We start from the raw sequence: 24,590 nt of genomic DNA, 5'->3' as shown, positions 1-24,590 counted from the left end.
CGTCCCTGATGCACTCTGTCCGTATGGCACGGATCACTCAGCGTCTCCGTTCGGTCCCTCGGAGTGGTGACCCCACCGATCCGGGGAAGCCGGGCACGACGTGGGCCCGGCCCACGACAACGCGACCTGCTCCGGGGTAAGGACCCCGCCGCTGCAAGCCGGCAAGCTGCGGCGGCGGGCGCGGTTCCCGGAAGCAACCGGGTGGTGGTCGGGTGGCGGCACGTCACCAGCGGGGTACGGCCCGACCACCGCCATCCGCACCACCGGTTCACGAGGCACGACCCCGTCACCGGCCGAGACGTCCCCCGTTCAGGCACCGCCGGCGCAGCCGCCGGCCGATCCTCCCCAGGAGCCCATGTGCTTCCCCGCACCGGTGACGTACTGCACGTGACACGCGCGGCGAGTGTCCAGTTCCTCAGGCCGATCAAGTTCCGGGTGATCCGGGTGCTCGACTGGCCGACCTATGACGGCTGGCTCTGGCTCGACGGCTACGAGTTGAACGCCGCGGGCGACGCGGTCACCCGACGGTCGATCTTCGTCCAGCGGGAAGGGCTGCAACAACTGCAGGCCGCCCCCGAACCCCGCCCGCACACCGTGCGGGCCCGCCGCCCGGTCGCGCGTACCCCGCTCCGGGTGGGCTGACCGACCCGATCCGCCGCCGGTGGGCGTGCCGTCGCCATAGAATCGGTACGCCCACCCCGGCACCGTTCCACCCGCTCGTCCAGGACCCTGACCCTGGGATGGTCATGGTCAAACAGCCCGCCCTGCGGCGGCACCACCGCTCCCGTATCGCCTACGCCTTCGGACTCCTCGCCCTCCTCGGGGCGATGGCGACACTCCTGGTCCTCGTCCGCGACCCGGCGATGTCGTCCACCCGGCTGACCACACCGGTGCCCGCACCGGAGATCACCGTGCTCGACTCCGACCCGCCGACGGGCGACGGTCAGTCGATCTACGAGGAACCCGGCTGGGTCGACACCGGCCCCCCGGCTGACCACGCCGGTGCCGCCGACCCGACCGGGCCGGTGTCCGGCCTTGGTGCCGGCGGCCAGTCCGACGGCCGTCAGAGGCTCACCGAAGCAGCTCCGGCCGGGCACAGCGCCACGGACATCCGCCGATCCCTCTTCTGGTCCGGCATCTTCGGCCTCGCCATCTCGCTCGCCGGCATCGGCCTCGTCGGCACCCGCCGCCGGATGTGGTGACCAGCGGTCACGACGTGCTCGTCACCGTGGGGCTCGGCGTGGTCGGGCTCGCCCCGGTCGAGGGCTGCGCCTGAGAAATGATCAACAACACCTCGTCGTCGGTCGACACCGACGTGCCCGCCTCCGGCTCGGTGCCCACCACCGTCCCCGGTGGCAGCTCCGATGGGCGGTACACCACCCGGTAGGGCAGACCGAGCCGAGTCAACAGCCCCTCGGCGGTGGCCTGCGGCAGGCCGGCGAGCGGTGGCACCGGCAGCTCGTCCGGCGCGTCCGTGGTCGGCGAGCTGCTCGGCGACTCACTGGTGGGCGCCGCCGACGTGGGGGCTGCGCTGGTCGGCGGCGTGCTGGGGGCACTGGTCGGCGAAGGGGACGGGGTGGGCCCACGATCGTCCCGGTCGTCATCCTGCTGGGCGAGCACCAACCAGAGCGCGCCCCCGAGCAGGCCGGCGAGCAGCAGAGCCAGTACGCCCCAGAGGATCGGCGACCACCACCGCCGACCACCCTGCTCCTCGACGTACCACTCACCACCGGCGTCATCCGGCCCGGGCGAGCGCACCTCGGCCCGCCCGGACCACGACGGCGGTATCGGCGCCGTCCGGTCGGCCGGCGGGCGCGGCCGGGTGCCGGCGGACCGGTCGATCGGCATGGTCTGGTCGGGCGACAGGTCGGGACGAGCCGGGACAGTCCGGTCGATCGGTGCCGTCTCGTCCGGGTCGGTGGCGGCTGGCGTCGGTTGCGTCGGCTCCAGGCCGTCGGCAGCGGGTCCGGTCGGGGCCGGCCGATCGGCGGCGGGTCCGGGCGTCCCCGGCCGGTCAGCGGCGGGGGGCAGTGGTCGGGTCCGGTCGTCGTCGTGCTCGCCGGCGGGAGGCTCCTGGCGGTCGTCGCTCATCGCACGTCCTTTCCCGAACCGGACGGGCGTCATGGCCCCTCGACCGCCAACCTAGTCGCCCACACCGCCATCGGTGGGGATCAGCGTGCCGAGCCGCGCCGACTGCCGGCGAGACAGGACGGCGGTTACGCGCCGGGAGGCTCGAACCCGCCGGCCTGGGATCAGGGCGTGGGTTTCGCGGTCGGCTGGCCGTCGGAGCCACACCAGATGCTGACCTGGTCGTTCCACCGGGCCGGGCCGTCCTCGGCGGGCTCCTGCCGGCTGACCTTCCCAGTGCGTCCGCTGACGTAGCGCGGGTAGAGGCCCTCGTCGACCAACTCGTCGGCGGCGTCCGCGCAGCTCTTGCCGACCACGTCCGGCACCTCGGCGGCCGGGGCCGGCCCGGCGACCTGTAGTTGCACAGTCGTCCCCCGGGCGACCTCGGTGCCCACGTCCGGTGTGGTGCTCTCGACCGTACGGCCGGTGCCGCCACCGAAGACCAGCCGCCAACCCAGCCGCTGCTTGCGCAGCGTGTCCCGGGCCTGCTCGAAGTCGGTGCCGATCACCGGCGGCACGGTCAGGCCGGCCCCCTTGGTCGAGGTGGCGGAGGTCTGGACCGCCGACGGTGTCGGCCGCCCGCTGCTCGGTCGGGGTGCGGTGGCCCGGGTGGTCGACGCGCCAGCCGTGGTCGCGACGGCCAGCGGGTCACCAGAGGGTGTGTCGTCCTCGCCGGCCAGCAGCCAGCCACCGGTCGCGCCCACGGCGGCGAGCAGCACCGCCGCCAACCCACCACCGAGCACGACGCTGGCCCGGCCCGCACCGCCCCCGGCGGCATTCTGCTGGCCCGTGTTCGTGTCCGTCATAGCGCCCACCGCCTCATCACCGGCGACCGTACCGCCCGCCGCCCAATCCGCCGCACTGGCGGTCCACACCGGCGGGTCATTGCGACTCGCCGCGCCGACGACGGGACGTTACGCTGCCCGGCATGGCCAGACAGGGCTGGGGAGTGTCGATCGCGACGGCGATCGGGGTCGCTGCCGGCGCGGGTGCCGCACAACTGGGCTTCGGCTACGGGCTAGGCGTCATCACCTGGACGCCCACCGACGCCGGTGCGACCGACACAGCCTGGGCGGACGGCCTCGCCTGGGCCACCTGGCTCGCCGCCAGCTCGACGGTCCTCGGGGCGGTCTGCGCGCAGCGGCTGCACCAACGGAACGCCCCGGCGAAGACCGTGATGTCTCCGCCCGACGGTGTTGCCCGTCGCGAGGGCCCGCAGCTCGGCGATCGGGCGCCGGAGCACGAGAGCCCGGTTGACGGTCCTCCACCGGCCGTCGACACCGCCCGGTCGGAGGTGACAGGCACGCCACCACCGGTGGACAAGCCGCCGGTCCACGACCGCGGTGGCCTGCTGCGCCGGGTGGCCCTGGCGCTTGGCGCCGGGCTGGGCGGGCTGGTCACGGTGCTCTTGATCGCCGTACCCGCGCGGGTCGCGACCGGCGCGGACACCGGCGCACCGCAACGGACGGCCGCCGTACAGGCGACGCTGGGCATCCTGATCGGCGTCCTCGTCGCGATCTGGGCGCTTCGCTCCCGAGCCGCCGCGGCCAACGTGACCGCGACGGCCGCCTGGCTCTGGCTGCTCGCGGTGATCTCCGTGATCGACGGGGTACGCGTCGGACGAGGGCTGACCGGCGCGCAACTCGGCACCTGGCAGTTCGACCCGGACCACGCCCGATACTGGATCGGGGGCCAGCTCTACTGGCCCGGCGCGCTGCTGGCACTGGTGCCCGCGCTGCTGATCGGCGTACTGGCCGCCCGGCGGTCCGCCCGCTCGGGCGGGCACCTCGTGGGTGCGGCGGCCTCCGGCGCGGCGGGTCCGGTGCTCGTCGCGCTCGCCTACCTGACCACCCTGCCGCACTGGTCGACGCTGGGCCCAGCGCAGTTGTCCACCCAGCTGATCGCCCCGTACGCGGTGATCGCCGGTATCGGCGGCTCGGTGCTGGCCGCCCGCCTCGGCGAGCGAAGCGGGCGGAACCGCCCGGCCGAACAGAACCGCCCGGCCGAGCCGAATGCGGTCGCTCGGGACACGGTGACCGACCCGGCCCCGGTTGCCGAGACCGAGCCCGCGCCGCCGACCTCCGTCTCGACGCCCACAACCTCGACCTCGACGGCCGGAACGGTGGCGCGGCGCAGGAGGGCCGACGCCCCGCCGCAGACGCCCCGGACGGGCTCACTGCCGGGCGACGCCACCGCCGCACCGCACGTTCCCGCCCCGCGTACGGACCCGGACCTCGCGGATCCGGCCCGTCCCATCGAAGCACCAGCGGCAGAGGACCCGACCTCCACCAGCCGGCGCACCCGAGCAGCCCGCCGCACCACCCGCCCCACCACCGACTAACTTCCCACCATCCGACCCACCCTGTTGATCATGAAGTTATTGCCACCTCGCCCGGCGTGTCATGGCAACAACTTCATGATCAACGCGTTCAGGGCTGCGGGCGGGTCAGGGGTGGCGTGCGGGTGGGGTTAGGTGGTTGGCCAGGTGTGGACGGGTTGGTTGGTGCGCTGGAGTTCGGCGTAGCGCTGGACCATGTGGTGCAGCGCGGCCGTCCGGTCCATGCCGTGGTGCCGCTCCGCCGCCCAGACCGCCTCGGTCTGCCAGACGGCGCCGTTGCGGCCGGTACGGCAGCGCTGCTCGATGATGTCGAGCAGCCGGTCCCGCTGCGCCGGGGCGACACCGAACCCGTCCAGGCCGGTGGCGGCGGTGGGCAGCAGTTGGTCCAGGACCAGCTTGGTGACCGGCACGTCGCCGAGTCCGGGCCAGTGCAGCACGGCGTCGAGGCCACGTCGGGCGGCGGCGTGGAAGTTCTCCTCGGCGGAGCTGAAGGTGAGCTGACTCCAGATGGGACGGTCGGCCTCGGCCAGACCGCGTACCAGCCCGAAGTAGAAGGCCGCGTTGGCCAGCATGTCCACCACCGTCGGACCGGCCGGCAGCACCCGGTTCTCCACGCGCAGATGGGGGCGGTCGTTCATGATGTCGTAGACCGGACGGTTCCACCGGTAGACCGTGCCGTTGTGCAACCGCAGCTCCCCGAGCTGTGGCACACCGCCGGCGTGCAGGACCTCCACCGGGTCCTCGTCCTCGCAGATCGGCAGCAGCGGCGGGAAGTACCGGACGTTCTCCTCGAACAGGTCGAAGATCGAGGTGATCCACCGTTCGCCGAACCACACCCGCGGCCGTACGCCCTGGGCCTTCAGTTCGTCCGGGCGGGTGTCGGTGGCCTGCTGGAACAGGGCGATCCGCGTTTCGGCCCACAGCTGGCGGCCGTACAGGAAGGGGCTGTTCGCCCCGACCGCCACCTGCACCCCGGCGATGGCCTGGGACGCGTTCCAGTAGTCGGCGAAGCTGTCCGGGGCGACCTGGAGGTGGAACTGGAGGCTCGTGCAGGCGGCCTCGGGGGCGATCGAGTCGGTGTGCGTCCGCAACTGCTCGACGCCGCGGATGTCCAGCTCGATGTCCTCGCCCCGGGCACCGACGATCTGGTCGTTGAGCACCCGGTACCGCTCGTTGGTGGAGAGGTTGTCCTCGACCAGGTGCCCCTCGGTGAGGGTGGGCAGGATGCCGACCAGGACGATCTTCGCGTCGGATCTGGCGGCACGCTCGTCGGCCCGGGAGAGGCTGCCGCGCAGGTCGTGCTCGTAGTCGGCGAAGCCGGTGCCCTCGATCAGTCGGGGCTCGGCGTTGAGTTCCAGGTTGAACTGCCCCAACTCGGTCTGGAAGAGGGGGTCGGCGATGTCGGCGAGGATCTCCTCGTTGCGCATCGCCGGCTCGGCGGCCGAGTCGACCAGGTTGAGCTCGATCTCCAGACCGGTCATCGGCCGGTCGGCGTCGAAACCGAAGTCGTCCAGCATCAGGGCGAAGACATCCAGGCACCGCCGCACCTTCTGCCGATACCGGACGCGATCATCCCGGGTGAAGGCGCCCCCTGAGACGTCCCTGCCCATGTGTCCTCCCGACGGCCGGCGCGGTCGGGATCATGCCGTCCCGGAAGCGCGTTGTGAAGCATCCACGGTAAGAGCGCCCACCTGACCGGGGCCAGAGGCCGACGGCGGTGATCCGACGTCGACCGGCGCGGACGCGCTCGTGGCGCCATCTGTACCCCGTCGTCGACCGGCTGGACCCGATGGCGGTGCGAACAACCCGTGACAATTACCACGAGCGGAGACGACGCAGGGCCCGCGCCGACGTACGGCGCGGGCCCTGCGTACCGGATCGCCGGGAGGATCCCCCCTGGCCCTCCGGCGATCCCCGGGGATCAGGCCTGACGGACGGCCTCGCCCTCGATCTCGATCTTGATCTTGCGGCTGACCAGCACGCCCCCGGTCTCCAGGGCGACGTTCCAGGTCAGGCCGAACTCCTCGCGGTCGATCTCGGTGCTCGCGGAGAAGCCGAAGATGTCCTGGCCGAACGGGCTGCGGCCGACACCCTCGAACTCCACCTCCAGCTCGACCGGGCGGGTGACGTCCTTGATGGTCAGCTCACCGGTGAGCACGAACTCGCCGCCGCGACGGGACTTGACCCCGGTGCTGCGGAACTCGAGCGTCGGGAACTTCTCGGCGTCCAGGAACTCGGGGCTGCGCAGGTGAGCGTCCCGGTCGGCCTGGGTGGTGTCGACGCTGGCGGCCTGGATGGTGGCGACGACCGACGACTGCAGCGGGTCCTCGGCGACGGTGATGGTGGCGGTCGCCTCGTTGAACTCACCGCGAACCTTGCTCACCATCATGTGGCGGGCAACGAAGCCGACCCGCTTGTGCGCCACGTCGAGCGCGTAGGTGCCGGCCGCCGGGATGGTGAGGCCGTCCCAGTCGCGGGTAACCGCATCGATGCTGCTGGTCATGCTGCTGTCCTCCAGGGGATTGTTTAGTAGCCCAACGACTGCTTGAGCAACTATAACCGCAACAATATTCCCCGTGTCAAGCACTGGTATGATGAACGGGTGACCAACGTCTTCGACGATCCCCGGATCACCGCCGTCGGCCTGCTCTTCGAGGCACACGCCGGGCTGTCCGCCCGGTTCAACGCCCAGCTTGAGGAGCACGGCCTCTCCGCGGTCGAGTTCGAGGTCATCACCCGACTGGCCCGCTCGCCGGGCAACCAACTACGCATGACCGACCTCGCCGCGCAGACCTCCCTGTCGACCAGCGGAGTGACCCGGGTGGTGGATCGGATGGAGCGCGACGGGTTGCTCACCCGCCGGGCCTGCCCGAACGACCGACGCAGCTCGTACGCGGTGGTCACCGCCAGCGGGATGCAACGCCTGAACGAGACGCTGCCCGGGCACCTGCAAATGATCGAGCAGTGGTTCACCGGGCAGCTCGACCCCGAGGCGCTGGCGGCCCTCCTCGACGGGTTGCGCCGGGTCCGCGACGCCGCGCATCCGTGCGCCACCGCCGGCAGTGACGACGTCAGCCCGGAGCAGGTCGCCGCCACCGAAAACGCCAGCCGACGGCACTGACAAGCACCGCTGCAGGGCGGTGGCAGCGGCAGAAAGACCGGCAGAACTGACCCAGCCAAGCTGGAGGATTCGGTCCAAGCCGACTTTCTGCCACCGCAGCGGTGGCAGGCTTCCTGCACCGGGGATCACCGGGGGGTGACGGCGCGGGCGATCAGCGAGGGGTAGCACCAAAGGGGGCTCTTCGCCCGCGCCACTCTCCCGTCGCGATCCGCTCGGGGCGCCGCGGGCGCCGATCCGTCGCTGCTACTGAGTCGGTCCACCCCGAGCGGCGATCAGCGCGTAGAGCAGGCCCGACTCCTGCGGCAACAGCCGGATGCCGCTCTCCGCACAGACCCGGTCCAGTCGATCGAGCACCGCCGGGTCCGCAGTGCTCGCAGCCAGCCCCACCAGCGCCTCCACCACGTCGCGGCGATCCTGCCCCGCATGGTCGGCGGCGGCCGTGAACCACTCGGCAGCCAACTCCCGGTCACCCCGGTGCAGCGCCAGGTTCCCCTCGATCAGCGCACAGAGTCCGGCCTCCGGGCCACCCCAGGCCAGCCCAGCCTCGTGCGAGCGCGGTCGCGGCACGGTCGGCCGCGCCGGCAGCGCCTCCACGCCACCGGCGCGCAACTCGGTCAGCACCTCGGTCGCCTCCGCTACCCGCCCGTCCTGGGCGAGCGCCAGCCCGACGGTCCCGAGCACCCGACGGCGACGCCCGGGATCACCCAGCTCGGACAGGGCAGCGATCGCCCGCCGGCCCCGATCGATGGCGTCCGCGTACCAGCCCTCCAGGCGGGCGACCTCAGCTCGATTGGCCCAGCCGAGCACCCGCAGTCGCTGCTCCCCACTCTCGGCGGCGAGTCGGTCCACCGCGGCGAGCCGGCGACGGGCCGCAGCCAGGTCACCCGTGCGGATCTCATGCCAGGCGAGGCTGTTCTGCGCCACCGCCAGGTCCCGGGCCCGCCCGTTGCGGGCGGCCAACCGCAGCAGCGCCTCGGCCTGCTCGCGAGCCTCGTCCTGCCGCCCGACGGAGATCAGCAGGGTGCCGAGCACATTGCGCGCCTCCAACTCCCCGGTGACGTCGCCGGCCTGCCGGAAGCTGTCCAACGCCGCACGGGCCGTCGACAACTCCTCGGCGCCCGCGCCGTGCTCCGCCGCCAGCCGGGCGACCCCGAGGGCGGCCCAGCCACGCAGGAGAGGATCGGCGTCGGCGGTCCGTGGGTCCGCCAGCAGCCGCCGCAGCCACTGCCGCCCGACCACATCGCGTCCACGGAACCGCCACCAGCGGGTCAGGCAGGCCGCCAACCGCAGCGCGGTCAACGGGTCGTCGGTAGCCGCATGGGCCAGCGACGAGCTGATGTCACTGCTCATCTCGTCCAGCCGGTGCACCGCGTCGGGTAACCGTGGGCCGATCAGGTCGGTGGCGGTCCGGGCCACCAGGCGCGCGATGACCTCCGCATGTCGACGCCGGATGCAGGTCAGCTCACCCGCACCTGCCGCCTGCTCGACGGCGTAGTCGCGGACCGCGTCGAGCAGCCGGAACCGGAACGACCCGGTTCCGCGTACGCTCAGCAGCCCCAACTCGACGAACCGGTCCAACAGCGGAACCGGGTCGATCGCCACAGTGCCGTCCTGATCGGCCTCGTCGGCGAGCATCTCCTCGGCCAGCTCGACCGACCAGCGGTTACCGAAGACGGCCAACTGCCGCAGCGCGGCCTGCTCGTCCGACGCCAACAGGCGGTAGCTGAACGCCACCGCGTCCCGCAGGGTGACGGCGACCGAGACCGCCGCACGGGTGTCGGGTCCGCCCGTCCGGCTGCCGAGCGCCTCCGGTGCGTCCCAGGCCGGGTGGGCGGACGCCTCGGCGGGAGTGGCCAGGTCGAGCACCCGGTCGCCGTACCGGTCGAGCAGTTCGGTGAGGTCGAGGAGTCTGCCCCGGGCGGCCATCAGCTCGATGGCCAGCGGCAGCCCGCCCAACCGGCGCACCAGCGCGGCGAGCGCCGGCAGCTCGGCGGGGGTGGGTGGCTCCCGGCGGACCTGAGCGAGCCGGGCGGTGAACAACGCGACCGCCGGCCACGATTCGAGTCCGGAGTGCTCGGCCTCCGGTGGTGGCACGTCGAGCGGCGCGACCGGCCAGACCCGCTCACCGGGCAACCCGACCGGGTGTCGCCCGGTGACCAGCACCCGCAGCGAGGGCAGTGCGCCGATCAACCGGTGCAGGGTCGCGGCCACCGGGCCCGGGGCGCGCTCCACCGCGTCCATCACCAGCAGCGTCGGTCGCCCGGCGAGCAGCGCCACGAGTTCGGACAGGCGCGCCACGCCGAGCACTGACATCGAGGCGGCGAGCACGTCCGGACCGTCCGCGCCCTCGCCCACCAGCACCCCGGCCACACCGGCCGGGTGGGCGGAGGCCACCAGGTGCGCCACCGACGTCGCCAGGGCGGTCTTGCCGACGCCGGCCAACCCGACGAGGCTCACCAACCGGGGCCCTCGCTCCGCGGTCAGCATTCCGGCCAGCTCGGTGAGGTCGCGCTCCCGGCCGATCAACGCAACCGGCGGCGGGAGCGCGACCGACGGGTCGGCGGGTGCGGCCGCAGACGTGGCGTTGCCGCCGACCGCGAACGTCGTCGAGGTGGCGTCCGGCGGCGCCGGTTCGGCACCGGCGCCGCGTGCCGCGGCCAGGAACGCCGCCCGGCTGGTGCCGGTCAGCGCCAGCGCCCCGGCGAGCAGCCCGACAGTGGTGCGTTGAGGCCGGATCGACCGGCCACGCTCCAGGTCACGCACCGTCCGCACACCCACCCCGGCCCGGGACGCCAACTCGGCCTGGGTCAGGCCGGCGGCACGTCGATGCCCGCGGAGCAGCTCCGGCAGAGTGGTACGTCCAGCCGGGCTCCGCGACCAGTCATGATCCGGAGTCATGGGCACGAAGAGTACGGATGGACTCCGACCGTCGGCAGTCGAACGTCGGGCTACTGACGCCCGCTCGCCGAAACCCGACAGCCGTACGGACAGTCCGTCCGGGACGACCGGCCGATCAGTTCGGCTGGAACAATCAGAGGCCCAGATCCCGAGCGATGATCATGCGCTGCACCTCGCTGGTGCCCTCGCCGATCTCCAGGATCTTGGAGTCCCGCCAGAACCGGGCCACCGGGTACTCGTTCATGAAGCCGTACCCGCCGTGGATCTGGGTGGCCTCCCGGGCGTTGTCCACCGCGATCGTGCTGGCGTGCAGCTTGGCGATGGCGGCCTGCCGCTTGAACGGCTCGCCGGCCAGCATCCGCGCGGCGGCGTCGTAGTAAGCCAGGCGAGCGGTGTGTGCCTTCAGCTCCATGTCGGCGATCTTGAACTGGATGGCCTGGTTGGCGCCGATCGGCTTGCCGAAGGCGTGCCGATCCTTCGCGTACTTGATCGACTCGTCGACGCAGCCTTGAGCGAGGCCGACGGCGAGCGCGGCGATGGCGATCCGGCCCTCGTCGAGGATCCGCAGGAACTGCGCGAAACCCCGACCCCGGGCACCGAGCAGGTTGGCGGCCGGCACCCGGCAGTCGTCGAAGGTCAGCTCGTGGGTGTCCGAGGCGGTCCAGCCCACCTTGGAGTAGCCGGGCGCGACGGCGAACCCTGGCGTGCCGGTCGGCACGATGATCGTCGACAGCTCCTTGGAGCCGTCCGGGTTCGTGCCGGTCACCGCGGTGACAGTGACCATGGCCGTGATGTCGGTCCCCGAGTTGGTGATGAACGCCTTCGAGCCGTTGATCACCCACTCGTCACCGTCCAGCACGGCCCGGGTCTGCGTGCCGGCGGCGTCCGAGCCGGTGCCCGGCTCGGTGAGACCGAAGCCGGCCAGTGCCTCGCCGCTGAGCAGCCGGGGCAGCCAGGTCGCCTTCTGCTCCTCGGTGCCGAAGCGGTAGATCGGCATCGCGCCCAGCGAGACCGCCGCCTCCAACGTGATGGCCACGCTGGAGTCGACCCGGGCCAACTCCTCCAGGGCCAGGCAGAGCGCGAAGTAGTCGCCGCCCATGCCGCCGTGCTCCTCGGCGAAGGGCAGACCGAACAGGCCCATCTTGCCCATCTGCCGGATCACCTCGTACGGGAAGGTGTGCTGCTCGTAGTGTTCGGCGATGACCGGGGCGACCACCTCGCGGGCGAATTCCCGCACGCTCTCGCGCAGCGCCGCTTGTTCGTCGGTGAGCCGGAAGTCCATCTCATCCTCCTGTAAGGACGGTCCGCCCCGACGCTCGTGACGCCGGGGGCGGGTCGCTGTGCGGGCCTGAGTCGATGATCAGACCGGGGTGACGCCGTGCCGACGGCGGGAGAAGTGCCGATCCTTGGTACGCGCCGCCGCGAACCGACGGACCAGCTCGGTGCGCAGGTCGTGCGGCTCGACGATGGCGTCCACCACCAGCTCGCTGGCGAGCCGGACGACGTCGATGTCCTGCTCGTACTCGGCCCGCTTGGCGGCGACGAAGGCGGCCCGCTCGTCCTCGTCCGCAATGGCGGCGATCTTGTTGGCATAGACCGCGTTCACGGCAGCCTCGGCGCCCATCACGGCGATCTTCGCGGTCGGCAGCGCGATCGTGGCGTCCGGCTCGAACCCGGGGCCGGCCATCGCGTAGAGGCCGGCGCCGTACGCCTTGCGGACCACCACGCAGATCTTCGGCACGGTCGCCTCGGAGATCGCGGTGATCATCTTGGCGCCGTGCCGGATGATGCCCTGCTTCTCCACCGCGCTACCGACCATGAAGCCGGGTACGTCGCTGAGGAACAGCAGCGGCACATTGAACGCGTCGCAGAGCTGCACGAACCGGGTGGCCTTGTCGGCCGAGTCGACGAAGAGCACGCCGCCCTTGAACATCGAGTTGTTGCCGACCACGCCGACGACCTGACCGTCGAGACGGCCGAAGCCGATGGTCAACTCCTTGGCCCAGAGCGCCTGGATCTCGAAGAACGAACCCTCGTCGAGCAGGCCCTTGACGTACCGCCGCATGTCGAACGCCTGCCGCTCACTGGCCGGCACCAGCGCGGCCAGGTCGGCCTTCGCGGGCGCGGCGACCGTCGGTGCGGTCGGCGGCGCCTGCGTCCAGTTCGCCGGCAGGTACGACAGGTAGGTCTTCACGACGTCGAGCGCGTCGGCCTCGGTCTTGCAGAGAAAGTGCCCCACGCCGGATTCGGCGGTGTGCACCTTCGCCCCGCCCATCGCCTCCAGGGTGGTCTTCTCGCCGGTGACCATCTCGACCATCCGGTCGGAGCCGAGATACATGCTCGCGTTGCCGTCGACCAGCGCCACCACGTCGCAGAACGCAGGGATGTACGCCCCACCGGCGGCGCTCGGGCCGAACAGCGCACAGACCTGTGGGATCGAACCCGAGGCGCGGACCTGGTTCCAGAAGATCTTGCCGGCGCCACGGCGACCGGGGAAGAGATCGACCTGGTCGGTGATCCGGGCGCCGGCCGAGTCGACCAGGTAGACCATCGGCACGCCGGCGCCGTACGCCCGCTCGATGATCCTGATGATCTTCTCGACGGTGCGGGCGCCCCAGCTGCCGGCCTTGACGGTGGAGTCGTTGGCCATCAGGCAGACCTGTCGGCCGTCGATCGTGGCGGTGCCGGTCACCACGCCGTCGGCGGGCAGCCCCTCGGCCATCGTGTTGGCGTAGAGGCCGTCCTCGACGAACGAGCCCTCGTCGACCAGGAGCGCGACCCGTTCACGGGCGAAGAGCTTGCCCTTGGCCGCGTTGGCCGCGTGGTACTTGTCCGCGCCGCCGGACCGGGCCCGCTTGCGCAGCTGCTCCAGTGCCTCACCGTCGAGCGTCACGCCGACTCCTCCGCCATTCTGACCTGAACGATCGTTAGGCTAGCGCATCGGCGCGGTTGTCGGCGACCTACGAGCGAACCAGACAGCGAAGCCGAGAGCAAGACATTGAAAAACGTGAATACATATCGCTAGGCTCCTGGCACCCCTCCTCCCAGATCGGAGTCAGCGATGACCTCACGACTCAATCGGCTCGCCGTCGCGTTGCTCGCGACGACACTCGCCACCCTCGGCATCACGGTCGCCAACCCGTCGCCCGCGTCCGCCGCCATGACCATCTGCTACAACACCAGCCAGGCGGGCAGCTACGCCAGCGTCGCCAACCAGGCGGCCTCGATCTGGAACAACGCCACCGTCAACCTGACGCTCTCCGCCAACTGCGGCTCGAACCTGCGCATCTACCGGATCACCGGCGGCGGCTCGTACGCCGTGCGGACCAGCCTCGGCAACGGCCGGGTCTACATCGACACCCAGCAGGCCGCCCAGTACAGCGTCCTGCGGATCATGACCCACGAGATCGGGCACATCCTCGGCCTGCCGGACAACTACAACGGCAACTGCGCCCTGCTGATGTCCGGCGGCAGCGCCGGCACCAGCTGCACCAACGCCTACCCGAGCACCGCCGAGGCGAACCGGGTCAGCAACCTCTTCGCCGGCACCCGCATCGCCACCGAGCGCGGCACGGACAGCGCCGGGGCTGACGTCTTCCGCGGCAGCTGGCCGAGCATGCTCACCTCCGTGAGCTGATCGACCGGGCACGTCGGAGGGGCCGGCACCAGGCCGGCCCCTCCCCGTGTCCTCAGCTCGGCAGCGGCGTCAGCCGGGTACGCGGGCCGGCGCGCAGCACACCGGACGGCAGCTTCTTGCCGAGCAACTCCTCGGCCAACTCCGCCGCCTCGATGAGCGCCGGCAGGTCGATGCCGGTGTCGATGCCCATGTCGTGCAGCATGTGCACGGCCTCCTCGGTGGCCAGGTTGCCGCTCGCCCCCGGCGCGTACGGGCAGCCACCGAGGCCACCGACGCTGGCGTCGAACTCGGTCACCCCCAGCTCCAGCGCGGTCAGCAGGTTGGCCAACGCCGTACCCCGGGTGTTGTGGAAGTGCAGCAGGACCGGCACGTGCGCGTTGCGGTCGCGTACCGCGGTCAACAGCTCGCGGACCCGACGCGGAGTGCCCATGCCGGTGGTGTCGCCGAACGCGACCCGGTCCGCGCCGTCGCGAACGACCCGGTCCACGATCCCGGCCACCCGCTGCGGGTCGATGTCTCCCTCGTACGGGCAGCCGAAGCTGGTCGCCACGATCACCTCGACCCTCGCCGACGCACCGTGCAGCAGGTCGATCAGCTCGGCGATGTCGTCCAGCGACTCGTCGGTGGACCGGTTGACGTTTCGCCGGTTGTGCGTGTCGCTGGCCGAGACCACCACCTCGATCTCGGTGAATCCGGCGGCGAGGGCCCGCTGGGCGCCCCGGGTGTTCGGCACCAGCGCGGAGTACCGCACCCCATCGGCCTTCACCGCCCGCTGCCACACCTCGTCGGCGTCGGCCATCTGCGGGATCGCCCTGGGGTGCACGAACGACACCGCCTCGATCCGGCGTACGCCGGTGCCGGAGAGGGCGTTGAGCAGCCGCACCTTGGCGTCGGTCGGGATCGGGTCCTCGTTCTGCAACCCGTCCCGCGGCCCAACCTCACGAATGGAGACGGAATCTGGCAGGTCCGCCATAAGGGGTCACCTCACTGTGACGAAAGCAGTGCTTAGGGGGTCCTCCCAGCATGCCACCCCGCTGTTGATCAAGAGGTTTGCGTCATCCGCAGCGCGAATCCCTGACGCAAACCTCTTGATCACCGAGGTGGAGTGGGGGTGGGGATTAGCGCATGCGGGAGACGATGCCGGTGTCGTAGGCGCCGGTAAGGAACTCCTCGTTGGTGAGCAGCTCGGCGAAGAAAGGGACGTTGTTCTTCGGGCCTGCGATCTGGAACGCCGCGACGGCTGCCTTTGCGCGATCGAGCGCCTCGTCACGCGTCGCGCCGCTCACGATCAGCTTGGCCAGCAGGCTGTCGTAGAACGGGGTGACCGTGTTGCCCTCGGTGTAGCCGGAGTCCACCCGGACGCCCTCGCCCGTCGGCTCCACCCACGTCCTGATCACACCGGGGCCGGGCAGGAAGCGCTTCGGGTCCTCCGCGTTGATCCGCATCTCGATGGCGTGCCCACTCGGGGTCAACGCGTCCGGGTCGAACGTCGGCGCCAACCCGGAGGCCACCCGCAGCTGCTCCTCGACCAGATCGATGCCGTAGACGTACTCGGTCACCGGGTGCTCCACCTGCAACCGCGTGTTCATCTCCAAGAAGAAGAACTCGCCGGTGGTTGGGTCGAACAGGCACTCCACTGTGCCCGCGTTGCGGTAGCCGACCGCTTCTCCGGCCCGCACCGCCGCCGCCAGGAGACGGGCTCGCAGCTCCGGCGAGACCGCCGGCGACGGGGACTCCTCGACCAGCTTCTGGTTGCGCCGCTGCACCGAGCACTCGCGCTCGCCAAGCGCCACCACCCGGCCATCGGCCAGGCCGAGGATCTGCACCTCGACGTGCCGCACCCGGGGGAAGTACCGCTCGATCAACACCGAGCCGTCGCCGAACATCCGCTCGGCGAAGGCGCGCACCTTGTCGTACTCGGTGCGCAGCGCGGCCTCGTCGGCGGCCACGCCCATGCCCATGCCGCCACCGCCGGCGGCCGCCTTGACCATCACCGGGTAGCCGATCTCGGCGGCGGCCGTCACCGCCGCGTCCAGGTCGCCGGCCGGGTCGGTGGTGCCAGGCGCGACCGGAACACCTGCCGCCGACATCAGGTTCCGGGCGTTGATCTTGTCGCCCATCGCGGTGATCGCGTCCGCGTCGGGTCCGACCCAGATCAGGCCGCTCGCCTCGACGGTACGGGCGAACTCGGCGTTCTCCGACAGGAAGCCGTACCCGGGGTGGATGGCCTGGGCACCCGTCGACTTCGCGGCGGCGAGGATCGCCTCGGTGTTGCGGTAGCTCAGCGCCGGGTTCGGTGGGCCGATGAGGACCGCCTCGTCCGCCTCCGCGACGAACGGCAGGTCCGCGTCGGCCTCCGAGTGCACAGCGATCACGCGGATGCCGAGCCGCTTGGCGGTCCGGATGATCCGGCGGGCGATCTCGCCCCGATTGGCGACCAGCAGTGACTCGATCATGTTTCCTCCCGGCGTCCGGATGGTGGGACGATGTCAGGGAATCATGACCGGTACGGTTCTGACGAGTCGGCTCAGGCGAGCAGCGCGGCCAGGGTCGCGCCGCGCAGCAGCTCGGCGCGGCGTCGCCGGTCCACCTCACCACCGAGGAACGGCGTCGAGTTCATCAGGCCGAACGCGGCGTGCGCGAGCACCCTCGCCTCGCCGTCGGGCATGCCCGGGTGCAGCGCGGTGAGCACGGTGACCCACTCCTCGACGTAGAGCCGTTGCAGGCGACGAATCCGGCGCCGTGGCTCCTCGGGCAGGCGGTCCAGCTCGTGCAGGTGCAACGCGATCACCGCCGGATTGGCCAGCGCGAACTCGACGTGGTAGTCGATCAGCGACTCCAGCACGCCGCGCGGGTCGTCCGAGCGCCCGGCGGCGCGTTCCCGCCCACCGGCCAGCAACCCCTCACTGACCGGAATCAGCGCGGCGGCCAGCATGGCCTCCTTGCCGGCGAAGTGGTGGTAGAGCGCCGGACCGGTGACCCCGGCGGCCGCGCCGATGTCGTCCATCGACACGCCGTGGTAGCCACGCGCTGCGAACAGACCTACCGCGATCTCCAGGATCTCGTCCTTGCGGGACCTGCGCCGGCCCGCACCCGCCGCGCCCCGTGCCTGCTGCTCCACCGTCACCGGGCAAGCCTAGACCGCGAGGAGCCCGCGATGGTTGCCGGTCAGTTCCGTCCGCACCGGGCCGGGCCGCCCCTGACCTGGCCAGGGGCGGCCAGCTAGGTCAGTCGTCCTCGTCCAGATCGTGCTCCGCGCGCAGCGCGGCGGCTTCCGCGGGTCGATCGAGCAGATCCAACACCCGAGCCAGCAGCCAGGCCGTCTGGCGGACCTGCCGCGAGGCGGCCGGCAACCCGCCGAGTACGCGGCGCAGCAGCGGCTCCGCCTCGGCCGGCCGGTCCATGCGCAGCAGCAGCTCACCGACCAGGACCTCCACCTGGGCGGCCTCGCCGAACGCCTCGATCGAGCGCAACCGGTCCGGCACCCCGGTGAGCCGGGCCAGCGCCTCGTCCAGTCGGTCCTCCCCGGTGAGCACGCGTGCTCCGGCCTCGGCCGCCATCGCCAGCTCGTACAGCACCGGCGGTTCGGCCTGCCCGGCCAGCTTCGCCGCCAGCACGTCCACCACCTCGACGGCGCGCAACGCCGCGTCCCGGTCGTCGGCCCAGAACCAGGCGTACGTCTCCCGCCGGCGGGCGCGCAGCTCGTCCAGCGGTAGGTCACCGAGCCGGTACGCCTCGGCCGCGGCGGCGAACCGCTCGCCCGCCGCCGCGTCCCGGTCGGCGTCGTAGAGGATCCCACCGGCCTCCTCCAACACCTGCGCCCGGTGCGGAAGGTTGTCCGGTCCGTCCAGATTGCTGGCCAACTGCTCCAGCAGGGCCAACGCCGGGTCGATCTCACCAAGGCCGGCGTAGACGCCGGCCAGCAGGTGTCGACAGCGATCGGCCTCGGCCTGGGCGCCCAGCCGATCCAGACCGAGCACGGCCTCCTCGGCGACCTCGGCGGCCTCGGCGAGCCGGCCCACCATCCGGTACGCGTTCGCCAGTTCCCACCGCAGGAACGCGTCCCCCTCGGCGCCCCGCTCCACGCACAGCGTCACCGCCTCGACGAAGTCGTCCACCGCGTCCGGGGCGCGGCCGGCCGCCAGCAGCGCCCGGGCGCGGGTGACCCGGACCGGCAGCTCCGCGTCCGCCGGTGCCGCCGCCAACGCCTCGTCGCAGGCGGCCACGGCGTCCGCCGGATCGTCGACGAGCCGCGCGTACGCCAGGCAGGCACCCGTGACCACCTCGCCGACGCCCAGCTCACGGCCGATCCGGCGAGCCTCGTCGACGGCGGCGCGGGCCTCGTCGACGCGGTCCAACTGCTCCAGCAGGTGCCCTCGGTGCAGTGCGATCCGGGCCGCCAGGTGCTGGTCGCCGCCCGCGTCGGCCGGTACCCGGTCGAGCGCGGCGAGCGCGTCCGCCCAACGCTCGCGGTGCAGCAGCGCCAATGCCACCCGGTCGTGTCCGGCCGCCCGCTGCCCGGCGTCGCCGAGCCGGTCCAGGACCTCGGCCGCCTCTCGGGCCAGCAGCAGACCCTCATCGGTGTCCTCGTCGGACCGGGTCAACAGAACGCCGAGCCGCCCGGCGACCGTCTCGGCGGCCACCTCCTCGCCAGCCTCCCGGTACAGCTCCAACGCCGCCCGATTCAGCTTGATCGCACCATCGATGTCGTCCTCGTCCCCCCGCTCCGACGCGCGCAGCGCCAGCCGGTGCGCGGACGTGCGTGCGGGCAGCTCGGCGGAGCCGAACCGGTCGTCGAAGGCGACCAGCGCCGCCCGGAAGGTGGCCCGGTCGTGCCGCCCCCAGCTCTGCTCCGCGAGGTCCAGCAGATCGTCCGGGCCGACGTCGGCGGGCAGGGCCACGGCCTGTGGTTCAGCCCTGCCGGTTCGCACTCGCTCGGCCCGGACGGCCGACGACGCTGGTGCGCCCTGCTCGACGACCGGCTCGTCCCCGACCGGACGGGCCGGGCGGCGGCGGACGCTCGCCGACAGCGGCACGTGCTCCCCGCTCGCCTGCACGGCCAGCCGGCGAGCGATCCACTCCGACTGCTGGGTGGTGCCGTTACGGGCGTCGAAGCGGGCGGCGAGCCCGGTCGCGGTCTCGGCCAGCTCGTCGGCCAACGTCGCCGCCGACACCTCGGCGGCCGGTCGGCCCTCGGCGGCGCGGCGGTACACGGTCGACGGACCGGCCTGCCGCAGCGCGGCGGCGGCCGCCGCGGCGAAGTGCATGGCCGCGGCCGGCGACGGCGGCCGGTCCAGCCAGTCCAGGTGCCGCTCGACCAGCTCGACCGCCCGCGCCTCGTTGCCGGTCAGCGTGCAGAACTCGATGTGGTCCGCGATGTCCCAGAGGTCCGCGAGGTTGCCGCGCAGCCGGCGGTACGCCTCCCGGTGCGCGTCCCGTGCCTGGTCACCCCGCCCGGTGCGCAGGTACGGCAGGAGCAGCGCGGTGAGGATCGCCTGCGGCTGCTCGGTGCAGGTGAGCCGACCGGCGAGCACCGGCTCGGCCAGCGCCACCGCCTCGGCGTCCCGGCCGGTGTCGGCGAGGTAGCCCACCTGGCTCGTCGGGTCACAGCCGGCGCAGTCGGACAGTTCGTCGCGCGGGGTGGTCTGCCAGAGCCGGTACCAGTGCGCGGCGGCCTCGACGTCGCCCACGTGCTCGGCAACCCGGAACCGGTGCTTGTGCACGGCCTGCAGGCTGTGCCCACCGGCCCGGTAGCGCCGCTCCATGTCGTCCAGCACCGCGTACGTGCGGTCCAGTGGCACCTCGGGGAACTTCAGCAGGCCGGACGCCATGTACTTGAAGTGCCACAGCAGCTGGTGGAGGTGGCGCTGATGGTAGGGCTGCGGGTCCCGGTCGAACTCGGACAGACACCAGGAGAAGGTCACGAAGGACTTCGCCGGCTCACCGCCGTAGATGTAGCCGGTGGTGGCCTGCATCCGGGTGACGAACGCAAGGTGCCGGTCGTCGGCGGCGTCCACCCGGCGCAGCAACTGCTCCAGCGCGGCGATCTGCCCCGCCCCGTACGGCATGTCGGCGATGCCGTGCAGCACCCGCCACAGATCCTCGTCGCTCATGCTCACTCCCGTCCCGGAACAGCCCGGCCGAGCAGGCCGAGGAAGGAATCGTTCAGCAGCGCGGCGTCGGCCGCGCGGATCGGATGGTGGCCGAGCAGCAGCGCCTGCCCGTACAGCGCCTCGATGGCGAGACCGACCAGCTCCGGGTCGCTCAGGTTGGCCACCCGTCGTACCAGCGGGTTGCGGTGGTTGAGCACCAACTGCGGGCGGTCCGGCGGGGCGGTGGCGGCGAGCGCGTCGAGCACTCCACCCCACAGCTCGTCGGCCCGGTCCCGGCTGGCGGCGAGCTGGTCGTTGAACGCGGCCGATCGGCTGACCAGATAGAGCGCGGGCAGCGAGACCGGGTCGTACGCCCGGATGACCACCTCGCAGCCGGAACGCTCGACGGCCCGCTGCGCCGCCGCGAGGAACGGTCGCAGCGCCAACTCCACCTGCGGGTCGAGCGCGTCGAAGCGGGTGGTGAGGTCGCTCGGCTCCAGCCGCTCGATCAGCACCGAGCGGTCCACCACCGGCAACCGCTCGATCAGCTCGGTGTCGTACGTGTAGCCGGCGTTGACCACCGCCAGGTCCTGCGCGGCGGCCACCGCGGCGAGCTGACGGAACTCGTCGAGGCTCGCCGCGTAGCGGACCACGCCGTAGCGCTCCCGGAACTCGGCGAGGGTGAGCGTGCCGACGTTGGTGTCCATGGGCCACCACCTGTCGACCAGCCGGAGCATCTCGTCGTCGTGCAGCGCCAGGGCCTTCACGCCGAGGTGGTGCACCTGGAGGAACTCGGCCAGCCGGTGCGGGTCGTGCCGGGCGAGCCGGACCAGCCAGCCGCGCACCTGGTCGCCGAGCGCCTCCCGGGTCGCGGTCAGCAGGGTGTCCTCGTAGAGGGCCTCCCGGCTGGCGGTCGGGCGTAGCTCGGTCGCGTCCACCACGCAGTGCGCGAAGAACGCCCACTCCGGCAGCAGCCCGTCGGCGTTCTCGGTGAGCAGCATCCGCTTGAGGTAGACGCGGTGCCCGGCCCGGGCCGCCGGGTTCACCGGGGTCGGCAGGATGACGGCGACACCGGTCAGCCCGGCCTCCGGCACGGCCAGCGGCAGGACGTCGAACGGGTCCACGCCGAGCGTCTCCCGGGCGTACCGGATGAGCGCCGCGCGGTCCAGTGGCGCACCCGGCGTGGTCGGCCAGGGCGGCTCCCCGGTGGTGGTGACGACGTCGCCGACGCGGACGGTGACCGGCAGCAGCGCGCCGAAGAGCCGGGCCAGGTCGGTGACGGTCGGGATGGTGAACCACTGGTCCGCATCGCGGCGGGGCACCAGCGTGACAGTGGTGCCCGGCTCGGCGCGGGCGGCCTCCGGCGGGGCCACCGTCACCGCGTAGCGGCCGTCGGCGTAACCGGTCCAGCGGACCGTGGGGTTGTCGCCGTGCCGGGTGAGCACCTGGATCTCGTCGGCCACCAGGAAGCAGGAGAGCAGGCCGATGCCGAACTGGCCGAGGAACTCGTGCCGGGAGAAGCCCAGCTCGTCGCGCTTCGAGCTGCGGCCGATGGTGGCCAGCAGCTCGTGCACCTGCGCCTCGGTCAGGCCGATGCCGGTGTCGTGCACCCGCAGGGTGCCGTCGCCGGTGCTGTCCGGGGGTTCGATGCGTACCAGCGCCGGCGCGTCCGGCTCGACCCTGCGTCGGGCGGTGATCGCGTCCACCGCGTTCTGGAGTAGCTCGCGGACGTAGACCCGCGGGCTGCCGTAGAGGTGATGACTGAGCAGGTCAACCACGCCACGTAGGTCGACCTGGAAAGTGTGGTCCACGCCTGATGTCTCCCCGGTCCCGATGCCGGCGCTCACCGTACCGATGATCACCGACAGGCGCGGTCCCCTTTCAGCCCGGCGGCTTGACCCTCGACCCGGTCGAACCGGCACGGTCGCCGGCATGACTTCCTCCGCTCTGGGCCGGGACTTCCGGCTCCTGTGGTCCGCGGCCGTCTCGTCCCGGTTCGGGGACGCGCTGCGTACCCCGGCACTGGCCCTGCTGGCCGCGACGGTGACCCGCGATCCCCGGATCATCGCGGCGGTCACCGTGGCCGGGCAGTTGCCGCCGCTGCTCTTCGGCCTGCTCGGCGGCGTGTACGCGGACCGCTGGGACCGTCGTCGGACGATGGCAGTGGTCGACGGGGTACGCGCGGTCGTGGTGGCGGCGCTGGCCGTGGTGGTCGCGCTCAACCGGGCAAGCGTTCTGGTGCTGCTGGTGGCGGCGTTTCTGCTCGCCACGTTGGGCACTCTTTTCGACTCCGCCTCGTTCGCGTTGCTCCCCGCGCTGGTGCCGCCGGACGCGCTGCCCCGGGCGAACGGCCGGCTCCAGGCGGGGGCCGCTGTGGCCGGTGGCTTCCTCGGGGCGCCCGCCGCCGGTGTCCTGTTCGCCGTGGCCCCAGCCCTCCCGTTCGCCCTCGACGCCGTCACCTTCGCGGCGGCCGCCCTGCTCGTGCTGGCCCTCGCCCCGGCTCCCGTAGCGAACGTGGAAACGCGGCCCGGAGCCCGGCGCGGTTCGGTGTGGAGCGAGATCGTCGAGGGGTTGCGTTGGCTGCGGGCGCACCGGACCCTGTGGCGGGTCACAGTGCTCACCGCCGCGAGCAACCTGGCGATCAGCGGGATCATGGCGGTGCTCGTGCTCTACGCGCTGGACGTGCTACGGGTGCCGCCGGCCGGGTACGGGCTGTTCGCCGCCGCCGCCATCGTCGGGGGCGTGGCGGGGGCGCTCGGGGCGGGGCGGCTCGCCGCCTGGCTCGGCACGGTGCCGGCACTGCGCGCGGTGCTGGCCGTGGAGACCGTGGCGTTGACCGGCTTCGCGCTGGCTCGGCATCCGGTGTCGGGCGGGATCGCGCTGGCCGTCTTCGCCGCCGGCACTGTGGTGTGGAACAGCCTGTGGGCGTCGTACGGGCAGCGGCACGTGCCGAGCGAACTGCTGGGCCGGGTCGGTGCGGCCCAGCGGATGGTCGGTCTGCTCACCGCACCGCTCGGGGCGGCGCTCGCCGGGCTGGCCGCCGCGGCATACGGCACGGCACCGGTGGCGGGCGCGGCGGCGGGGACGTTCGCGCTGGTCACCCTCGCCGCGTGGCGTTCACTGCGGCCGGCCGCACCCGCCGTGTTGAGCCGCGCGGCCTAGCCCGGGGTCCGCTCCCGGTGCGACAGCCCGGACAGGCGCAGCGCGATGCGCCGACGGGCCGGTGGGACGGCACCGAGCAGCCGGAGCAGCACGTCGCGGGCGGGCCGACGAGCCGGGGAGACGCCGGCCAACCTGGTCAGCCCGGCGGCGAAGCTGAGCACGTCCTCGGCCATCGGCCGCTGCCGGGCGGTGTAGTCGTCGAGCAGTGTCTCCGGGCCACCGTCGAGCACGTCCGCCACGGCGGTGCCGAGCGCGACCGCATCGCAGATGCCGAGGTTCATGCCCTGCCCACCGGCCGGGCTGTGCACGTGACCGGCGTCGCCGGCCAGCAGCACCGGCCCGGCCCGGAAGGTGTCGGCGATCCGGTGGTGCACCCGGAACCGGGAGCCCCAGAGCACCTCGGTCACCCGGTCGGGTCGTCGCGCCGGGCCGCGCTCGTCGAGCAACGCCTGAAGGTAGGCCGCATCCGGTTCGGCAGGGGCGGTCGCCACGGCGGCGACCAACCGGACCACCCCACCGGGCAGTGGCGCCCAGACCAGTGGCCCGGGACGGGCGAGGAAGAGCGCCGCCTCGTCGCGGGGCAGCACGCTGCGCACCCGCACGTCGGCGAGCACGAAGGACTCCTCGTCGCTGCCGCCGGTGAAGCCGATGCCGGCCAACTGCCGGACCGTGCTGTGCAGGCCATCCGCACCGACCACGAACCGGGCCCGCAGCGCCTCCCCGTCGACCTGCGCGAGCATGCCGTCACCGGTGTGGCTCAGCCCGGTGAGCTGGCACGGCCGTCGTATCTGGACACCGAGTTCAGCCAACTTCTCGGTGAGCACGGCCTCGGTGACCGCCTGGGAGACCAGCAGCGCGTAGGGAAAGCGGGACGGCAGCTCGTGGAACGGCACCGACAGCAGCACCCGGTCCCGGTCGCGCACGGTGAAGCGCGGCGTCCGCACCGCCTGGGCGATCAGCGGCGCCGCGGCGTCGATCCGGTCCAGCACCTCCAGGGTGTACGCGTGCACGACGGCGGCGCGGGAGGTCGTCGGCGGCGCGGCCAGCCGGTCCAGGACTGTCACCTGGACCCCGCGCCGGGCCAGCGTCAACGCTGTGGCGAGCCCGGTGGGGCCTGCGCCCACCACCAGGACGTCGGTGCTCGTGGGCAGCATGGCCACCTCCAGAAGACCGTTGCCAACACACGTTGGCAAACACTTGTTGGCAACGCTAAGA

Annotated in this window: 19 protein-coding genes; 6 read left to right on the top strand and 13 right to left on the bottom strand. The window is 72.3% G+C overall.

The window, feature by feature from the left end:
• The first annotated feature begins 357 nt into the window (after positions 1 to 357).
• Positions 358 to 642, top strand: coding sequence for a hypothetical protein (locus ACQRWP_RS28425; RefSeq protein ID WP_091396374.1), 285 nt, complete (start codon positions 358 to 360; stop codon positions 640 to 642).
• Positions 643 to 740: 98 nt separating this feature from the next.
• Positions 741 to 1,202 (top strand): hypothetical protein, encoded by a 462-nt coding sequence (locus ACQRWP_RS28420; RefSeq protein WP_430499115.1) that lies wholly within the window; start codon positions 741 to 743, stop codon positions 1,200 to 1,202.
• A 7-nt stretch (positions 1,203 to 1,209) separates the two neighbouring features.
• Here ACQRWP_RS28420 and ACQRWP_RS28415 read toward each other — a convergent pair whose 3' ends face one another.
• Together ACQRWP_RS28415 and ACQRWP_RS28410 are read right to left on the bottom strand one after the other, a co-directional pair.
• Entirely contained in the window at positions 1,210 to 2,091 is an 882-nt protein-coding gene (locus tag ACQRWP_RS28415; protein ID WP_430499114.1) for a PASTA domain-containing protein, read from the bottom strand.
• A gap of 161 nt (positions 2,092 to 2,252) precedes the next feature.
• Entirely contained in the window at positions 2,253 to 2,933 is a 681-nt protein-coding gene (locus ACQRWP_RS28410) for a PASTA domain-containing protein (protein ID WP_430499112.1), read from the bottom strand.
• Positions 2,934 to 3,055: 122 nt separating this feature from the next.
• On the opposite strand from ACQRWP_RS28410, the gene ACQRWP_RS28405 reads away from it, so the two are divergent.
• Positions 3,056 to 4,468, top strand: coding sequence for a hypothetical protein (locus ACQRWP_RS28405; RefSeq protein WP_430499110.1), 1,413 nt, complete (start codon positions 3,056 to 3,058; stop codon positions 4,466 to 4,468).
• Positions 4,469 to 4,596: 128 nt separating this feature from the next.
• Here ACQRWP_RS28405 and ACQRWP_RS28400 read toward each other — a convergent pair whose 3' ends face one another.
• Positions 4,597 to 6,075, bottom strand: coding sequence for a glutamate--cysteine ligase (locus ACQRWP_RS28400; RefSeq protein ID WP_430499108.1), 1,479 nt, complete (start codon positions 6,073 to 6,075; stop codon positions 4,597 to 4,599).
• A gap of 311 nt (positions 6,076 to 6,386) precedes the next feature.
• Positions 6,387 to 6,968, bottom strand: a complete 582-nt coding sequence (locus ACQRWP_RS28395) for a YceI family protein (protein WP_091396394.1) — start codon at positions 6,966 to 6,968, stop codon at positions 6,387 to 6,389.
• Positions 6,969 to 7,067: 99 nt separating this feature from the next.
• Between ACQRWP_RS28395 and ACQRWP_RS28390 the strand changes: the two genes are divergently transcribed.
• The gene (locus tag ACQRWP_RS28390; protein WP_430499106.1) at positions 7,068 to 7,586 is read left to right on the top strand and encodes a MarR family winged helix-turn-helix transcriptional regulator; all 519 of its coding nucleotides are present in this window, start codon (positions 7,068 to 7,070) and stop codon (positions 7,584 to 7,586) included.
• Between the two features lie 243 nt (positions 7,587 to 7,829).
• On the opposite strand, the gene ACQRWP_RS28385 is transcribed toward ACQRWP_RS28390, so the two are convergent.
• The 3 genes from ACQRWP_RS28385 to ACQRWP_RS28375 form a co-directional block, all read right to left on the bottom strand.
• On the bottom strand, positions 7,830 to 10,484 hold the full coding sequence (locus tag ACQRWP_RS28385) for an ATP-binding protein (protein ID WP_430499104.1): 2,655 nt from the start codon (positions 10,482 to 10,484) through the stop codon (positions 7,830 to 7,832).
• 133 nt (positions 10,485 to 10,617) lie between these two features.
• Entirely contained in the window at positions 10,618 to 11,766 is a 1,149-nt protein-coding gene (locus ACQRWP_RS28380; RefSeq protein WP_430499102.1) for an acyl-CoA dehydrogenase family protein, read from the bottom strand.
• 78 nt (positions 11,767 to 11,844) lie between these two features.
• Positions 11,845 to 13,377 carry an acyl-CoA carboxylase subunit beta gene (locus ACQRWP_RS28375; RefSeq protein ID WP_430499100.1) on the bottom strand — a complete coding sequence of 511 codons (1,533 nt, stop codon included), beginning with the start codon at positions 13,375 to 13,377 and terminating at the stop codon, positions 11,845 to 11,847.
• Positions 13,378 to 13,545: 168 nt separating this feature from the next.
• Here ACQRWP_RS28375 and ACQRWP_RS28370 point away from each other — a divergent pair, with 168 nt between their 5' ends.
• The gene (locus ACQRWP_RS28370; protein ID WP_430499098.1) at positions 13,546 to 14,121 is read left to right on the top strand and encodes a snapalysin family zinc-dependent metalloprotease; all 576 of its coding nucleotides are present in this window, start codon (positions 13,546 to 13,548) and stop codon (positions 14,119 to 14,121) included.
• A 52-nt stretch (positions 14,122 to 14,173) separates the two neighbouring features.
• Here the strand turns inward: ACQRWP_RS28370 and ACQRWP_RS28365 are convergent, their stop codons facing one another.
• The 5 genes from ACQRWP_RS28365 to ACQRWP_RS28345 all read right to left on the bottom strand — a co-directional run bounded on the left by ACQRWP_RS28365 (position 14,174) and on the right by ACQRWP_RS28345 (position 22,024).
• On the bottom strand, positions 14,174 to 15,094 hold the full coding sequence (locus tag ACQRWP_RS28365; RefSeq protein ID WP_430499096.1) for a hydroxymethylglutaryl-CoA lyase: 921 nt from the start codon (positions 15,092 to 15,094) through the stop codon (positions 14,174 to 14,176).
• 145 nt (positions 15,095 to 15,239) lie between these two features.
• Positions 15,240 to 16,577 carry an acetyl-CoA carboxylase biotin carboxylase subunit gene (locus tag ACQRWP_RS28360; protein ID WP_430499094.1) on the bottom strand — a complete coding sequence of 446 codons (1,338 nt, stop codon included), beginning with the start codon at positions 16,575 to 16,577 and terminating at the stop codon, positions 15,240 to 15,242.
• A gap of 71 nt (positions 16,578 to 16,648) precedes the next feature.
• Complete coding sequence (locus ACQRWP_RS28355) at positions 16,649 to 17,248, bottom strand: TetR/AcrR family transcriptional regulator (protein WP_196928917.1); 600 nt, start codon at positions 17,246 to 17,248, stop codon at positions 16,649 to 16,651.
• Between the two features lie 100 nt (positions 17,249 to 17,348).
• Positions 17,349 to 20,234, bottom strand: coding sequence for a hypothetical protein (locus ACQRWP_RS28350; protein ID WP_430499092.1), 2,886 nt, complete (start codon positions 20,232 to 20,234; stop codon positions 17,349 to 17,351).
• 2 nt (positions 20,235 to 20,236) lie between these two features.
• A complete protein-coding gene (locus ACQRWP_RS28345; protein ID WP_430499090.1) occupies positions 20,237 to 22,024 on the bottom strand; it encodes an HSP90 family protein in 1,788 nt (595 codons plus the stop codon).
• A gap of 121 nt (positions 22,025 to 22,145) precedes the next feature.
• On the opposite strand from ACQRWP_RS28345, the gene ACQRWP_RS28340 reads away from it, so the two are divergent.
• Positions 22,146 to 23,375, top strand: coding sequence for an MFS transporter (locus tag ACQRWP_RS28340; protein ID WP_430499088.1), 1,230 nt, complete (start codon positions 22,146 to 22,148; stop codon positions 23,373 to 23,375).
• Here the strand turns inward: ACQRWP_RS28340 and ACQRWP_RS28335 are convergent.
• On the bottom strand, positions 23,372 to 24,529 hold the full coding sequence (locus ACQRWP_RS28335; RefSeq protein ID WP_430499086.1) for an FAD-dependent oxidoreductase: 1,158 nt from the start codon (positions 24,527 to 24,529) through the stop codon (positions 23,372 to 23,374). The genes ACQRWP_RS28340 and ACQRWP_RS28335 overlap by 4 nt on opposite strands.
• Positions 24,530 to 24,590: the final 61 nt, after the last annotated feature.

Origin of the sequence: Micromonospora trifolii (assembly GCF_050516465.1) — a bacterium.
GTDB classification, from domain to species: domain Bacteria; phylum Actinomycetota; class Actinomycetes; order Mycobacteriales; family Micromonosporaceae; genus Micromonospora; species Micromonospora trifolii.
This window is presented reverse-complemented; position numbering and strand designations above follow the sequence as displayed.

Excerpts from the sequence above, each read along its gene's own strand:
- ACQRWP_RS28340 (WP_430499088.1), top strand. The coding sequence starts at position 22,146 with ATGACTTCCTCCGCTCTGGGCCGGGACTTCCGGCTCCTGTGGTCCGCG.
- ACQRWP_RS28335 (WP_430499086.1), bottom strand. The coding sequence starts at position 24,529 with ATGCTGCCCACGAGCACCGACGTCCTGGTGGTGGGCGCAGGCCCCACC.
- ACQRWP_RS28405 (WP_430499110.1), top strand. The coding sequence starts at position 3,056 with ATGGCCAGACAGGGCTGGGGAGTGTCGATCGCGACGGCGATCGGGGTC.
- ACQRWP_RS28395 (WP_091396394.1), bottom strand. The coding sequence starts at position 6,968 with ATGACCAGCAGCATCGATGCGGTTACCCGCGACTGGGACGGCCTCACC.
- ACQRWP_RS28380 (WP_430499102.1), bottom strand. The coding sequence starts at position 11,766 with ATGGACTTCCGGCTCACCGACGAACAAGCGGCGCTGCGCGAGAGCGTG.
- ACQRWP_RS28410 (WP_430499112.1), bottom strand. The coding sequence starts at position 2,933 with ATGACGGACACGAACACGGGCCAGCAGAATGCCGCCGGGGGCGGTGCG.
- ACQRWP_RS28365 (WP_430499096.1), bottom strand. The coding sequence starts at position 15,094 with ATGGCGGACCTGCCAGATTCCGTCTCCATTCGTGAGGTTGGGCCGCGG.
- ACQRWP_RS28385 (WP_430499104.1), bottom strand. The coding sequence starts at position 10,484 with ATGACTCCGGATCATGACTGGTCGCGGAGCCCGGCTGGACGTACCACT.
- ACQRWP_RS28400 (WP_430499108.1), bottom strand. The coding sequence starts at position 6,075 with ATGGGCAGGGACGTCTCAGGGGGCGCCTTCACCCGGGATGATCGCGTC.
- ACQRWP_RS28370 (WP_430499098.1), top strand. The coding sequence starts at position 13,546 with ATGACCTCACGACTCAATCGGCTCGCCGTCGCGTTGCTCGCGACGACA.
- ACQRWP_RS28415 (WP_430499114.1), bottom strand. The coding sequence starts at position 2,091 with ATGAGCGACGACCGCCAGGAGCCTCCCGCCGGCGAGCACGACGACGAC.
- ACQRWP_RS28350 (WP_430499092.1), bottom strand. The coding sequence starts at position 20,234 with ATGAGCGACGAGGATCTGTGGCGGGTGCTGCACGGCATCGCCGACATG.
- ACQRWP_RS28420 (WP_430499115.1), top strand. The coding sequence starts at position 741 with ATGGTCATGGTCAAACAGCCCGCCCTGCGGCGGCACCACCGCTCCCGT.
- ACQRWP_RS28360 (WP_430499094.1), bottom strand. The coding sequence starts at position 16,577 with ATGATCGAGTCACTGCTGGTCGCCAATCGGGGCGAGATCGCCCGCCGG.